18 protein-coding genes and 1 rRNA gene are annotated in these 13,374 nt (G+C 35.8%); 1 reads left to right on the top strand and 18 read right to left on the bottom strand.

Features of this window, described 5'->3' with window-relative positions; all coding sequences use genetic code 11:
* From T529_RS0110480 to T529_RS0110500, 5 genes are all read right to left on the bottom strand, one after another.
* A partial coding sequence (locus T529_RS0110480) for a transposase (RefSeq protein ID WP_033163564.1) occupies positions 1–202 on the bottom strand: 202 nt, incomplete at its 3' end.
* A gap of 137 nt (positions 203–339) precedes the next feature.
* Positions 340–1,059, bottom strand: coding sequence for a hypothetical protein (locus T529_RS0110485; RefSeq protein ID WP_033163565.1), 720 nt, complete (start codon positions 1,057–1,059; stop codon positions 340–342).
* Positions 1,060–1,064: 5 nt separating this feature from the next.
* Positions 1,065–1,691 carry a hypothetical protein gene (locus T529_RS0110490; RefSeq protein WP_033163566.1) on the bottom strand — a complete coding sequence of 209 codons (627 nt, stop codon included), beginning with the start codon at positions 1,689–1,691 and terminating at the stop codon, positions 1,065–1,067.
* Complete coding sequence (locus tag T529_RS0110495; RefSeq protein WP_033163567.1) at positions 1,688–2,356, bottom strand: hypothetical protein; 669 nt, start codon at positions 2,354–2,356, stop codon at positions 1,688–1,690. The genes T529_RS0110490 and T529_RS0110495 overlap by 4 nt, the downstream gene beginning before the upstream one ends.
* Before the next feature lie 273 nt (positions 2,357–2,629).
* Positions 2,630–3,004 (bottom strand): RidA family protein, encoded by a 375-nt coding sequence (locus T529_RS0110500; RefSeq protein WP_033163568.1) that lies wholly within the window; start codon positions 3,002–3,004, stop codon positions 2,630–2,632.
* 96 nt (positions 3,005–3,100) lie between these two features.
* On the opposite strand from T529_RS0110500, the gene T529_RS0110505 reads away from it, so the two are divergent.
* Positions 3,101–3,523, top strand: coding sequence for a hypothetical protein (locus T529_RS0110505; RefSeq protein ID WP_033163569.1), 423 nt, complete (start codon positions 3,101–3,103; stop codon positions 3,521–3,523).
* Between the two features lie 29 nt (positions 3,524–3,552).
* Here T529_RS0110505 and T529_RS0110510 read toward each other — a convergent pair whose 3' ends face one another.
* The 13 genes from T529_RS0110510 to rrf form a co-directional block, all read right to left on the bottom strand.
* On the bottom strand, positions 3,553–3,861 hold the full coding sequence (locus tag T529_RS0110510; RefSeq protein ID WP_143065005.1) for a hypothetical protein: 309 nt from the start codon (positions 3,859–3,861) through the stop codon (positions 3,553–3,555).
* Positions 3,851–4,927, bottom strand: a complete 1,077-nt coding sequence (gene alr / locus T529_RS0110515) for an alanine racemase (RefSeq protein WP_033163571.1) — start codon at positions 4,925–4,927, stop codon at positions 3,851–3,853. The genes T529_RS0110510 and alr overlap by 11 nt, the downstream gene beginning before the upstream one ends.
* Before the next feature lie 62 nt (positions 4,928–4,989).
* The gene (locus T529_RS0110520) at positions 4,990–5,610 is read right to left on the bottom strand and encodes an HAD family hydrolase (RefSeq protein ID WP_033163572.1); all 621 of its coding nucleotides are present in this window, start codon (positions 5,608–5,610) and stop codon (positions 4,990–4,992) included.
* A complete protein-coding gene (gene deoD / locus T529_RS0110525; RefSeq protein WP_033163573.1) occupies positions 5,610–6,314 on the bottom strand; it encodes a purine-nucleoside phosphorylase in 705 nt (234 codons plus the stop codon). The genes T529_RS0110520 and deoD overlap by 1 nt, the downstream gene beginning before the upstream one ends.
* A 73-nt stretch (positions 6,315–6,387) precedes the next feature.
* Positions 6,388–6,954, bottom strand: a complete 567-nt coding sequence (locus tag T529_RS0110530) for an NUDIX hydrolase (protein ID WP_033163574.1) — start codon at positions 6,952–6,954, stop codon at positions 6,388–6,390.
* On the bottom strand, positions 6,941–7,315 hold the full coding sequence (locus T529_RS0110535; protein ID WP_033163575.1) for a thioredoxin domain-containing protein: 375 nt from the start codon (positions 7,313–7,315) through the stop codon (positions 6,941–6,943). Before T529_RS0110535 ends, T529_RS0110530 begins: the two co-directional genes overlap by 14 nt.
* Positions 7,312–7,746 (bottom strand): hypothetical protein, encoded by a 435-nt coding sequence (locus T529_RS0110540; RefSeq protein ID WP_033163576.1) that lies wholly within the window; start codon positions 7,744–7,746, stop codon positions 7,312–7,314. The genes T529_RS0110535 and T529_RS0110540 overlap by 4 nt, the downstream gene beginning before the upstream one ends.
* A gap of 28 nt (positions 7,747–7,774) precedes the next feature.
* Complete coding sequence (locus T529_RS0110545; protein WP_033163577.1) at positions 7,775–9,103, bottom strand: sensor histidine kinase; 1,329 nt, start codon at positions 9,101–9,103, stop codon at positions 7,775–7,777.
* Positions 9,103–9,759 carry a response regulator transcription factor gene (locus T529_RS0110550; RefSeq protein ID WP_033163578.1) on the bottom strand — a complete coding sequence of 219 codons (657 nt, stop codon included), beginning with the start codon at positions 9,757–9,759 and terminating at the stop codon, positions 9,103–9,105. The genes T529_RS0110545 and T529_RS0110550 overlap by 1 nt, the downstream gene beginning before the upstream one ends.
* Positions 9,760–9,835: 76 nt before the next feature.
* Positions 9,836–11,185, bottom strand: coding sequence for a phosphoglucosamine mutase (glmM, locus tag T529_RS0110555; protein WP_033163579.1), 1,350 nt, complete (start codon positions 11,183–11,185; stop codon positions 9,836–9,838).
* Between the two features lie 2 nt (positions 11,186–11,187).
* Positions 11,188–12,303: a CdaR family protein gene (locus T529_RS0110560; protein WP_033163580.1), complete on the bottom strand. Its 1,116-nt coding sequence runs from the start codon at positions 12,301–12,303 to the stop codon at positions 11,188–11,190.
* Positions 12,296–13,063, bottom strand: a complete 768-nt coding sequence (gene cdaA / locus T529_RS0110565; protein WP_238560814.1) for a diadenylate cyclase CdaA — start codon at positions 13,061–13,063, stop codon at positions 12,296–12,298. The genes T529_RS0110560 and cdaA overlap by 8 nt, the downstream gene beginning before the upstream one ends.
* Before the next feature lie 161 nt (positions 13,064–13,224).
* Positions 13,225–13,333 (bottom strand): 5S ribosomal RNA (rrf, locus tag T529_RS0110570).
* Between the last annotated feature and the right edge of the window lie 41 nt (positions 13,334–13,374).

Raw genomic sequence — 13,374 nt, forward strand, 5'->3', positions numbered from 1 at the left:
TGATGAACATCATCTTGAACAGGACTACAGGATCGACTCTATTGGTTCCTCTATTTGAATATAGCGGATCACAGATATCATAGATAAAACTCCAGTCTACATATCTATCAAGTTTTCTTACCAGGTGGTCCTCTGGAACCAGGTCATCAAGCAATGCACAGATCATGTACTGTTGCTTCTGTTCAGTCTTATTCTTAGCCATGCCACATCAGCTCCTTCATGCATATATTATACCATATATGAAGTATCATCTTGATATTTCTATTCTCCATACAAAAAAAGACTGTCCACAATCATTTGATTGTCAACAGTCTGAAGAAGTGGCCAAGCCACTTCTTTTCATTTTCTAAGCAAACAAATACCATGAATACAAATAAGATAAAGAGAACAAAGATAGAGATGAGGAATAATAATCTTAGAGAAATGTGTCAGAGCATTAAAGATACTCCAGCCACCTATTGGTAATGTCAGTACAAGCAAGAGTATCGCGAGTACAAGCGAGATGATTTCAAGTGATTTGTTTGTTTGATTGATATGAATAATACATGTACTTAATCCCATATTGATGCTAAGAAGAAGCATATCAATGATGAGTCCTGGCCAGAATAGCGTATTTGCATCAACTCTGATAGCCTGCTGCAGTGCTGGTAATTTCATAATGAAAAAAGTCAAAAAGACAATTATTGTAATGACCAGGCTTATGGAAGCAGGAAATGAGTTTTCTCTATTCTGGAACAAAAGGCCTACTAGCCAGGCAAGGAAAAATGGCAGCATTTCCATCATCAAATTCGTTACATAAAGACCAATTGTGCTTCTTAAATAAATAATGCTAAGAACAAGAGCACAAACAAGCAGTAAGCCATAGAGAATAAGATAGCCTTTTCGATATTGTGCATCCATTTCTTGCCTGTTCATCATGAATTCTAAAAGCATCCCATAGCCAATAAATAACAAGAATATCTGCAATATCAAAGGCAGCTTTATAAGAACAATAACTCTTGTAAGTAAACATACAACAACCATATAGCATAAGCTTAATATTGGAAGAACGTTCTTCATTATAATCACCGACTCTCTCTTAATGTTGGTCTTCTTTCATGTGTTTGGAAATTAACTTTTGCCGTATAAGAACCTCTATTGATAAGACCAACAATTTGGAATTTAGCATAATAATCTACGCTTGAAGCATTAACTTTTTCAACTCTAGCTATTTGTGTGCCTAACCTTACTGTACCCGTACAATTTGCAAGTTCACCACCTTCTAATTTTAGTCTGGGTGCAGGCGTATTTGTAATTTTACCAGTATTAGGATTGTAAGAGAAGATACAATAAAGGCTAACATACCAAGCACATGAAACATTAGAATAACCACTTTGCGATGTCAAATCTACACCCTGATATTCAAACGTTTTACTTGCCTGTTCAGCTATAACTCTTTTTGGTACACTTGTTACCAATACATATCCTTGTTTTTTCAATGTATCCAAATAAGACAGTTTATCATCAAGAGATTTAATACTTTTTATCTTAGAAAAAATATCATTCTCATTTTCACAAATCTTATTATTATTAATAATAAATCTACTTTCATTATCGGCTTGTAAAAAATGAGTAGCAAATATATATGCTTTATTAGGAATGCTAGAAATAAGACTAAATAATAAAGTAATAGATAACAATAATTTAATCATGCTTTTCCTACTCCTTTCTCTGTATAAGTACCAAAATCTAAAATTTCAAATGGAAAACTTTCAACTTGTGCCTCTAAATCATAAGTTGCTTTTATATTTACCGAAAGCCCATCGGCACTTTTCGTTGCCTTAGGTGTATGAACATTTGATAGATTTGCGAAATCAAGCCCTGCCCCCACAAAGTAATCTTGTAGACGAATAGATGTATCATAAATAGTACCTATAGTATAATTATTACTATTATAAGAGAATTTGCATTCCATGATTGCAATCCACTTTGCTGTATATTTATGACCCTTAGAGTATCTCGATGATGTATGAGGATATAATTTATGAAATGTTGCGATATTGTATGATTTTTTAGATTCTGGTTCACTTAAACCATGTTCAATAATTTCAATTGTAATATTTTTTTCAATAATCTCCTTTTTCAATTCTATAAACTTCTTTTCTGCAACTAATTGTTTAAGATTATTTTCTTCTAAAATATTAACTTTTGAACCGTCAGCAGTTGAAAAAAGAATACGCTTTTTTTCGCTATTTAAAAATAAACTATCTAGGTTAGATGTATTTTCCTTTGCAAAAGAATAATTTCTAGGGAGTAATACGCACATTGAAAATAAGACTGATGTTATTATTAGTTTTAAAAAAAAGTTTTTCCGCATAATATCCTCCTATATAACTAATATTCAAACTAATCGATTGCTATACACTGGTATCATCTCCCTCAAATATTTATCACACATCTTACAATCATGATAACCAATTCTTAAATCAAAGTAAATTTATTTATGATTTATTTCACAAATACTTTGCTATCTTCCTTAAATAATTCAAATCATTTTCTCGATAATTATTAAAGGCATGGCTTTTTTCTTCTAAATTGTATAGGTAATAAAAACAGTCATGTAAGCTTCACCTACATGACTGCTTTTATACTATTTTGAAGCAATAACTTCAATTTCAATTAAGGCACCAGCTGGTAAACGGTCAATCCCTACTGCGCTTCTAGCAGGGAATGGCTCAACGAAATACTGAGCATAGATTTCATTGACAAGCTTGAAGTTATCAATGTTTTCTAAGAAACATGTTGTCTTGACGACATTCGCAAATGTGAGTCCCTGGCTTTCAAGTAACCCCTTGATATTCTTTAATACCTGATGTGTCTGAGCCTCAATGCCTTCCTGCATTTTACCTGTTGCTGGATCAAGACCAATCTGTCCTGAGAAGAATACGATATTGCCAATATCAATACCTTGTGAGTATGGACCAATAGCTCCTGGAGCTTTATCTGTTTTTACAACTTTATTCATTAACTTTACCTCCTATGCCCCTATTGTAGCATAATATTGGATATTGTTTTAGAAGAAAAAATTTGCTAGAATATGAGGGTATTTGGAGGTATCGATATGAAAGCATTCTTCAAAAAAGCTTGGAAAGAAATCAGTGTCTTTGGTATTGTATTGGTTGTATTCCTCGCTTTATTTGCTTACCGACAGGCTACTTATGCCACATATAAAACAATCACAACAGCACAGCTTACAAAAATGGTTGAAAAGAAGGAATCATTTGTGCTTGTGGCTGGTTCTTCAAAAGACTCTTATTCAGCAAGCTATCAGGAAGTCTTAACGAAATACCAGACTAAGAATAGAAAACATAAGATTTACTATGTCGATCTAGCAAATGCGAAAAGTGACTATATGACAAAGACACTTCATGTTGCGGTAACAACACCAACAACTATGATTGTCAAGAAAGGTCAAGTCAAAGCTCAAAAAGCAGGTGCTATGCAATATTATTATTTATATGATTTCATAAAATCAAATATGTAAGAAAAGAGGTGATGCATGAATGCATCACCTTATTTTTTTATTGAGATTTTTTGATCAGGATGTAGCTTATAGTGGCAATTTGGACATTGTTCTTTAACACCTGTTGTAAAGCCTAGATGTTTTGTAAAGACATCGACATTACCACATTTGGGACAACGACATTTCTTCATCAGTCGGTAGTTAACAACCTGGGTGATAATATAGATCACCAAGATCAGAAGTAGTGCATAAAGCCCAAAACCTAGATACAAAGTAATAAGCGTACCAATAATCATGAAGAGCGAAGAAAAGATTTCTAAACGTCTGATCCGTTTGGCATAGTCATTTCTACTCATCATATTCCCTTTCTACTCGTGGAGAAATATAGCACATGATTTCATAAGGAATTGTGCCTATTTCCTTAGCCATGCGGGCTAATGAGATATGAGGGCCGAAGATTTCAACATCATCGTGAACATGAACATGTTCATCAACCTTCACCATGCACTGGTCCATGCATACTCTACCTACAACAGGATATTCACGACCATTAATATAGACATTTCTGCCTTGATTGACTCTTAGGAAACCATCGGCATAACCGATTGGTAATGTGGCAATTCGTTCATCACCACTTGCTTCATAAGTCATCCCATAGCCAACCTTGTCACCTTTGTGGATTTCTTTAATCATTGACACCTTTGTATATAAGCTCATGGCTTGGCGTAATTCTGGATTTTCTTCACCACGAGGATCAACACCATAAAGACCAATGCCATTACGGGCTAGATTGCCAAAGTTAGAATGATGGAACATCATGGCAGCTGTATTATCACAATGGATATAACGGAACTGGAGATTGCCTACGATGGATTTGAATTTTTCAAGTTGCTTTTCATATTCGTCATTTTGCAAGAAGTCATCAGCAGTCGCAAAATGCGTAAAAATGCCTTCTAAGTCAATCACTCTTGGATCAACATGTTGCATAAGTTCTTCAAGTTCTTCGCGGCTTCTTAAGCCAATACGGCTCATTCCTGTATCGATTGCGATATGAACTTTGACAGGCTGATCACCATGATGATGTGCTTCAATATCATGCATATAGTCCTTTGATATTAAGGCGAGAGAAATATCTTTTTCAATTGCAATCGAAAGATCTTCAATGGGAATAGGTCCTAAAACAAGAATCTCCTGAGTCACACCTAAGTCTCTTAAGTCCTCTGCTTCTTTTAATGTTGCGACGGCAAATAAGCCAATATGACAACCTTCTTTTAAAGCATTCGCAACTTCCTTATAGCCATGGCCATAAGCATTTGCCTTGATGACAGCAACCATTGGCTTTTTAACTTTGTCATAGATGACATTCGCATTATAACGAATATTCGCTAAACTGATTTTTGCATATGTATCACGATAACGTGTCATAAATAATTACCCTCTTTTCATACAATAATTAATTATAGAAGAATCCCCTACTTAATGCAATATCAGAAAACAAAGGGTGACATGCTGCCATCTTTCTTTGAGATTCTTATACGGTTTTTGACAAGTTTCAACATAGGAATATCAGAGGTACTATCGGAATAGCCATAGGAATGTTCATAATCAATGGCAAGATTGTTTTTCTTAAGATAGTCATTAATACGATCAACTTTATGGGCATCTTTGCAATTCTTTCCGATAATATGACTTGTGTACTCACCATTAATGATTTCTGTCTGTGTCCCCATGAGGATATCGATAGGTAGCTTGTTGAAGCGCATATAAGCTTCCTGGCTAGCAGTAACGAGAAAGACAAGACAGCCCTCATCCTTGCGTTTTTTTAGCTCTTTAACCATATGAGGATAATAGGAAGGAACAACCTTTTCTTGATAGAATGTCCTCAGCTCTCCACTTGTAAACAAATCTAATGGGAAGAGAATAGTTTCTTTCAGTTTTTCTTTGGAGACAAGATGCAGGATACAGCCAATCCCATAGATCATTGTCAACAAGAAACGAAAGATGGAGAGAGGATGCTTTTTGATTGTATAAGCAAGAAGTTTATAGATTGTATCTCCTTTGGCAATCGTATTATCAAAGTCAAAGAAAGCACATTTCACACTCTTCATTAGGCAATTTCCAATGCAACTTCCATCATATCAGTGAAAGTTCTTTCTCTTTCCTGGGCAGTTGTTTCTTTCTCATCATTGACTAATGAGTCAGATATTGTTAGTAGAGTGAGTGCCTTCTTGCCTAAATAAGCCGCATTCGCAAAGAGTGCATAGCTTTCCATCTCAACTGCTAGACAGCCTACATTACTCCAACGTCCGCTTGCCTCAACATCGGCATGATAGAAAAGATCCGATGAGACAATATTGCCTACATGATAGTGAATTTTTTTCTTTTTTGCTTCACAAACAGCCTTCTCCAACAAGTCATAAGAAGAGATTGCTGAGAATGTGCCTGGTAGTTCATACTGATGAGCCCATGCGCTATCCGTACAAGCGCCCTGAGCAATGATGACATCACGGATATGTACATCCTTATTGATTGATCCAGCTGAACCTATACGAATGATATTTTCAACATCATATTGCGTATAGAGCTCATAGCTATAAATACCAATACTTGGCATTCCCATGCCACTGCCCATGATAGAGACTTCTTTGCCTTTATATGTTCCAGTATAAGCGAGCATGCCTCTGACGCCATTTACCTGACGGACATTATCAAGATAATTTTCAGCAAGATATTTCGCACGAAGAGGGTCGCCAGGCATAAGAACTGTCTTTGCGAAATCTCCCTTTGATGCTTCATTATGTGGTGTAGCCATAGAAAAAACCTCCTTAAATTTACGATTACATACACAATTAGTATATCACAATTTATAGGAGGTCTCATTAGTTTTAGATGTCTTTCATTTTTCTTAATTTATCATTGAGCTTTTGATAAATATGTTCCACAAACCAAGGCTCACTGCTTTTTAGAAGTGCTTCATCTAAACCAAACCAAGCAACTGCCTTATTCTCATCTTCCTTATTTCTTATCGCTGCATTTTCATCAGCCTCCAGTAAATAAGTGACATTTAAATGAAGATGACTGCTGACATATTCCCCATTTTTTACATGACCATCAACGGTCAATATTTCTAAAGAAAAGATATCAGCAGAAACAGGAAATGCCTCTATTCCACTTTCTTCTTTTACTTCTTTTAAGGCAACTTTTAAAAGATCTTCCTCACCATCCACATGGCCACCAAGCCATGCCCATGAATCATAAATATTATGATACGCCATTAAGACCTTTGTTTTCTCTTTATTGACAACCCAGGCGCTAGCTGTTAAATGGGCTGACTTGTTTTCTCTTGTCAGTAAGTTTTCTTTACTTTCTAGTCTTCTGATTATTTCTTCCCGATCTTTTTCTTCTTGTTCATTGTAGGGTTGATAGTGTTTGATTGTTTCAATTAGCTGCATAAGTATACCTTCGATATTCTTTATTGTAGTGGATTGGTTGATGATTGATAATATGTTGGATATTTTTGATTAATGTGTTTTTGTCAGCAGCCTTGTAGCCCTGCTTGATAAATGTCTTTTCAACGACAATTGTTGGAGCAATGGATGGCAGATGGAGTTTTTGAAAACTCTTGAGATTTTGTGAATCATCAAGATCAAGATATCTGATATAGATTTGTGGATATTCTTGTTCGAGCTGATTCAAGTCATTCTCTAAAGCGATGCAGGCACCACATTCTTCTAGTTCATAGACATCAATATGAATAATCATTCTTGTTTGACAGGCTGTTAGAAATAAGAGAAAGACAATGAATTTCTTCATGACTTGTAGCTAAAACGATGACCTTCAAGCGTGCTTGTCAGCTTTTTATCATATTGGGCATTATGGATATCCTTGGCAATTGCTTCTTCATCGCCAGCTCGATAACCTAAATAGCTAAAATAACCTTCAATATCAATAAAAGGACCCATACCATAATATTCCTGATCAAATTCTGCTAAGCGATTAATGGCTGTATCATAATGTGTTTTCGTACTTGTGGCATCCATATCATACATCTTGATGGTAACCTGCTTGCCAAAGACCTTTTTGAAATAAGGAATGGCATTCTTTTTAAATGCCTTACATTCACCACAATCAGCAATCGAATAAAAAGCAATGGTCACTGGTTTTTTTAATGAAATCGTTTCAGTCTTTGATGAACATCCCATCAGCATAAAGACTGAAAGTATTAAGACAAATAGTTTTTTCATTTTATACCTCACAAACTGAAAGCAAGACTTAATGGTCTTGCTTGGTAAAGATAAAGGAAACACCCACTTCTCTATTAACAGCTTTAACTTTATAGCCATACATTTCAGCTGTTTTCGATACGATTGATAAGCCTAAGCCAAACTGCCCTTTCACCCCTTTGACATAGGGCGAAAATAAGTCTTCTAAGAGTTCTTCTTCAATTGGATCACCATCATTATAGATTTCTAAATAATCCTTGTGTAGCGTAATTCTAATAACACTCTTGGCATATCTGAAGGCATTTTCTATAATGTTTTCTATTGCAATACGCCAATGATCGCTATTGCCTAAGAATGATACATGATCAAGTGCTGTTTCAATCTGTAAATCATTCATTGCATTCATCTGGGTGACAATATGTTCAATCAGCTCTTTCATATCAAAAGGCACTAACGCCTTTTCTTCAGAGCCAATATAATCCAGCCTATTTAAATACAACAATGTCTTCACCTTATGTTCAAGGCGATCCGCATTTTCAAGAATAATATCCATGCTTGCCTCTTTTGTACCATAGGGATAGATATCATCCTTTACGGATTCACTGTATGTTTTGATAAGCGCAATAGGAGTTTTTAAGTCATGAGAAATATTGTGAATCATTTCTTCCTTGGCTTTCTCTTGTCGCTCGATATCTTCTTTCATGTCAACAATTGCATCAGCCACAATCCCTATTTCATCTTTTCTCTTCACATTTAATGTGCCTTCTGTATGATTCTTTATATTATCGACATAAGCCTTGATCTTTCTTAATGGATTAATAAGCGAAAGAACCCAGAGAATCAATACAAGTGCGGATAAAGCTAAGAAGCCGTATTGAAGATAGATAATTCTTGCCTGCATGCTTGTAACTAAGTCATCTGAATAGTCAGATGAAAGCAGAGAAACAATATATGTGTTACTGTTTTTGTTTTTTGAAACACGATAATAATAGGTCTGCTGACCATAAGCGCGCTTGTCTTTGATGACATGATGATGGGGATCATTGATAATACTCTGCAAAGCACCACTAGAAAGAGCTGAAAGCATCATTCTGATATTATCAGGAAGATTACTATTGTTGTCATTGTTGTCAAAATCATAGGCACCTGTTGATGCATTATAGATAAATGAGAAAGAATGGGCAACCATTCTTCCTGGTGGCGTAGAGTGAAAATAAGCATAGGAGTTCTGAACTTCTTCGAGCTTATTATACATTTGTTTATCGATAATGGCATTCATGTTGTAATCGACAAGGGGCATTAAGAGCGCAACATCCAGGATTGCCAGAATCCCAAATACAATTAAGAGCTGCTTAATTAAAGAAAAACGCTTCAACATTAATCTAAACGGTAACCAAAACCGTAAATTGTCTTAATATTGATTTCTGGCATTTTCTTTCTAAGACGTCTTAATGTATCGTCCACAACACGGTCACTACCAAAGTAATTTTCATCCCATACCTTCGTTAATACTTGTTCACGACTGATTGCAAGGCCTTTATTCTTGACAAAATAGATTAATAACTCATATTCCTTTGTCGTCAAATCTATTTCCTGATTGCCAAAAGAGACTTTACGCTTATTTTCATCAATACGATAGCCATCTACTTCAATGTGCTCAGGATTATCCCTATAGACACGTTTGAGGACATTATGAACACGTAATAAGAATTCCTTCATATTGAATGGCTTAGTGATATAATCATCGCTGCCTTTCTCCAAGCCAATAATACGATCAAAATCCTGATCACGTGCACTCATGAAGATAATTGGCATGTCTGGTTTTCTGCTCTTAATTTCATTAAGTAAATCAAAACCACTATTCTTATCAAGCATGATGTCAACAATCCATAGATGCACATCATCCTCTACATGCATAAAAGCTTCTTCATATGTATAAAAGCTATAAGCCATATAACCTTCTTTTTCAAGGTAAGTACGTACTAAATCATTTAAATTCTTTTCATCATCTATGATATTGATTTTATACTTCATATAACATCACCCCATTTCACTATAGAGAAAATATTGCCATGAATAATGGCAATATTGTGTGAATTTATGTGATACTTTATTCTTCTACGGCAAATCCTTTTTCCTTAATGACATTGACGACTTTAAGTACATGTTCATGACATAATTCTTCAGTTGGTGCTTCGACCATAACACGGATCACTGGTTCTGTTCCTGATGGACGTACTAAAGCACGACCATTGCCTTCCAGGTCACTAGTGACTTTTTCGACAGCTGCTTTGACATCAGCATCATCTAAAACAACAGTCTTATCTTTAACGCGTACATTGATAAGTAGCTGTGGGAAGATCTTGACTGGTTCAGTAAGCTGAGCAAGTGTCTGCTTCTCTTCAATTAACGCTTCCATAACCTTTAATGATGTTAGAATACCATCACCTGTTGTCGCATGCTTACTAAAGATGATATGACCGCTCTGTTCACCACCGATGACATTGCCTTCAGTGACCATGTTTTCATAAACATACTTGTCTCCTACAGCAGTCTGGGCATAGTCAATGCCTTCAGCTTCTAAAGCCTTGTAGAGGCCTAAGTTACTCATGACTGTTGTGACAATCTTGTTGTTGGCAAGCTCACCATGTTTCTTGAGTTCCTTACCACATACATAAAGAATAAGATCCCCATTCACTTCTCTACCGAATTCATCAACGGCAATACAACGGTCAGCATCACCATCATATGCGAAACCAATATCTAATGCATTTTCAACGACAAAACGCTGTAAGTTTTCAATATGTGTTGAACCAGCATTACGATTAATATTCAAACCATCAGGTTCATTATTAATAACATAAGTCTTGGCTCCTAAGGCATCAAAGACTGCTTTTGCGATAGAACTTGCGGAACCGTTAGCGCAATCTAAACCTACTTTAAAATCTTTGAAAGCACGTGTTGGAATACTCATGAGGTAACCAATATAACGATTACGTCCCATTGAATAATCAACTGTACGACCAATTTCATCACGTAAAGCATGAGGTACTTCACCAGATAAGCCATCAATATATTCTTCAATCTTCTTTTCAATATCAGCTTCTAGCTTCATGCCCTTTCCATTAATAACTTTAATACCATTATCATAGTAAGGATTATGTGAAGCAGAAATCATAATACCTGCATCAAAGCCATCAGTTCTTACGATATAAGAAACAGAAGGTGTTGTTGTAACATGAAGTAAATATGCATCAGCACCAGAAGCTGTTAAACCAGCAACAAGTGCATATTCAAACATGTAGCTTGAACGTCTTGTGTCTTTACCAATAACGATTTTAGCCTTATGGTTACGACCATAGTAGTAACCTAGATAACGTCCTACCTTGAACGCATTTTCGACTGTCAAATCGACATTAGCTTCTCCTCTAAATCCATCAGTTCCAAAATATTTTCCCATTGTTATTCTCCTTTTTCGATAGTCATATCAATATCTACAGTATCCTTAGACATTTTAGTAATCTTTTCATCTTTATTCAAGCTTAATCCTGATAATGTTGTTGAACCAGCTAAGCCAGTTATATCCACTGAGCAAGTAATCGTATTGATATCACCAATATCAGAACGTTTACCATAAATCGTTACGGTAGTTGGTGATAAGCGATAGCTCTTCAAAGTATATCCCGCTGCTAATGTTCCACTAAAAGTTGGTTGAATTGGTACTACTTTTGAGTATGTATCAACACGACATTTCGCAATAACACTTGATGGTGCGATAGTACAATTCACTTCCTTGCCATTTGCATCATAAGCTTTAATGGCACATCTCTGACTAAAGCTTTTATCTTTGTCAGCTATATCAATAATGGCATAGACATGATCAATACGATTTAATGTATCTTGGGATGCAGATATTTGAACAGAAGATTTTGAAAGACTTGTCACGCTGACTGCATATTTTTCATCAAATGATTCCTGATTCTTAAATTTATAGCCTAAGTCGAATGTCTTAGTAACCTTAGGTGAAATCTTTATTGTAGACGTTTCAGGTAAAATCATAACAGTCAGGTCATTATCAAAACCACGGGTACGTAAGTTAACTGTATGTGTCCCTTCACCATAATCAGTCAAGTCTGCATAAACACTATAATTCTTCGTAAGCTGAGTTGTATAGATATCAAGCGAAGGACCAATTAAACCAATCGTTACACTATCAGGAATACCTGATACCTCATAGCCCTCTTTCAATCCTTCAATATTTACGGCAACATTCTTAATTGTTGTACCACTTGTCGTCTGACTAATAACCTGTCCACCTGTTGAAGTGACATATAGAACTATTGTGAGAACGATTGACAAAATGATAACAGATCTTTTAGACAACAAGATATGATCGAGCACTTTATTAATGGAATTATATATATTGCCAAAGAACTGAATGGTTTTAATTTTACGATCATTAAATTCTTCTTTTTGTTCTTCCGCTTTCTCTTTCTCCTGTTTTTCCTTTTTCATATACTTCAAGAAAAAATCAGTTGATGAATCATTATGATTAATACGATCATTCTTATTATTCATGATGTTCACCTTCCTTACCATACCAGTCTAATTCACTAATAAGCTGGGCACGTAATTCTTTTGGATTCACTTCTCTTATCTCTCCATCCGTACAGAATGAAATACGGCCTGTTTCTTCAGATACAACGACCGTAAGTGAGTCATTTAGTTCACTAATACCAATGGCTGCTCTGTGTCTAGCACCATAGGATTGGGGAACTTCTTTACGTGTTGGTGGATAAAAGCAGGCGCTTGCAGCAATCTTATCATTCTTTATGATTGTTGCCCCATCATGTAACGGCGTACCTTCATAGAATATTGTGGTTAGTAATTCAGCTTTTATATCTGCTTCAAAAATTACACCCGTTTTCATATATTCAGTTAAATCCTGTGTACGTTCAAAAGTAATCAAGGCACCTGTATGCTCACGGCTCATACGACTTATGCCTGTGACAAGTTCATTCATTATACGATCACGTTCATCACTTGATAAATGATGCGTATATTCATTTTTCGTTGCTCCCATTTTTTCAAGAGCGCTACGTATTTCAGGCTGGAAGATGATTATTATCGCTAAAACACCCCAGGAAAGAATGGCATCAACTAAAGAATTAAGGGTTGCCAGACCAAAAAAGCTTGTGATGGCCTTGGCAATTAAAATCAGAATAACACCTTTAAAAACCTGCAGTGTTCTTTGACTCTTTTTAAAGTTTGTAATTAGGAAATAAATAAGGAAAAAGACGCCAATTAAATCTACGCCAACTCTTATTATTTGTAACATTGTATCAAGTCTCATATCCAGAGTAAGGATTGATAGAACATTCATTCATATTCACCTCAACTTGAACACATTATAGCATTTTTCCATATACTTGAAAACCAATAGTAATTTTACAAAAAGGAAAAAAGGCAAAAGAAAAAGGACCTTCCGGTCCTCTCGCTACCTGGCGGAGCGCTATTGTCGCACTCGCGCACTATCGTCGCCGCTGCGGCGCTTAACTTCTGTGTTCGGGATGGGTACAGGTGTGCCCGCCGCGCCATCTCCACCAGATTCCGAGGGTCATCCCTCAAAGCCGGACGCATTACTCTCTC

The sequence above is a fragment of the Sharpea azabuensis DSM 18934 genome, assembly GCF_000702165.1.
In the GTDB taxonomy this organism is placed as follows: Bacteria; Bacillota_I; Bacilli_A; order Erysipelotrichales; family Coprobacillaceae; genus Sharpea; species Sharpea azabuensis.

Coding starts and splice junctions, on each gene's coding strand:
- T529_RS0110485 (WP_033163565.1), bottom strand. CDS start 1,059: ATGAAGAACGTTCTTCCAATATTAAGCTTATGCTATATGGTTGTTGTA.
- T529_RS0110490 (WP_033163566.1), bottom strand. CDS start 1,691: ATGATTAAATTATTGTTATCTATTACTTTATTATTTAGTCTTATTTCT.
- T529_RS0110495 (WP_033163567.1), bottom strand. CDS start 2,356: ATGCGGAAAAACTTTTTTTTAAAACTAATAATAACATCAGTCTTATTT.
- T529_RS0110500 (WP_033163568.1), bottom strand. CDS start 3,004: ATGAATAAAGTTGTAAAAACAGATAAAGCTCCAGGAGCTATTGGTCCA.
- T529_RS0110505 (WP_033163569.1), top strand. CDS start 3,101: ATGAAAGCATTCTTCAAAAAAGCTTGGAAAGAAATCAGTGTCTTTGGT.
- T529_RS0110510 (WP_143065005.1), bottom strand. CDS start 3,861: ATGATGAGTAGAAATGACTATGCCAAACGGATCAGACGTTTAGAAATC.
- alr (WP_033163571.1), bottom strand. CDS start 4,927: ATGACACGTTATCGTGATACATATGCAAAAATCAGTTTAGCGAATATT.
- T529_RS0110520 (WP_033163572.1), bottom strand. CDS start 5,610: ATGAAGAGTGTGAAATGTGCTTTCTTTGACTTTGATAATACGATTGCC.
- deoD (WP_033163573.1), bottom strand. CDS start 6,314: ATGGCTACACCACATAATGAAGCATCAAAGGGAGATTTCGCAAAGACA.
- T529_RS0110530 (WP_033163574.1), bottom strand. CDS start 6,954: ATGCAGCTAATTGAAACAATCAAACACTATCAACCCTACAATGAACAA.
- T529_RS0110535 (WP_033163575.1), bottom strand. CDS start 7,315: ATGAAGAAATTCATTGTCTTTCTCTTATTTCTAACAGCCTGTCAAACA.
- T529_RS0110540 (WP_033163576.1), bottom strand. CDS start 7,746: ATGAAAAAACTATTTGTCTTAATACTTTCAGTCTTTATGCTGATGGGA.
- T529_RS0110545 (WP_033163577.1), bottom strand. CDS start 9,103: ATGTTGAAGCGTTTTTCTTTAATTAAGCAGCTCTTAATTGTATTTGGG.
- T529_RS0110550 (WP_033163578.1), bottom strand. CDS start 9,759: ATGAAGTATAAAATCAATATCATAGATGATGAAAAGAATTTAAATGAT.
- glmM (WP_033163579.1), bottom strand. CDS start 11,185: ATGGGAAAATATTTTGGAACTGATGGATTTAGAGGAGAAGCTAATGTC.
- T529_RS0110560 (WP_033163580.1), bottom strand. CDS start 12,303: ATGAATAATAAGAATGATCGTATTAATCATAATGATTCATCAACTGAT.
- cdaA (WP_238560814.1), bottom strand. CDS start 13,063: ATGTTACAAATAATAAGAGTTGGCGTAGATTTAATTGGCGTCTTTTTC.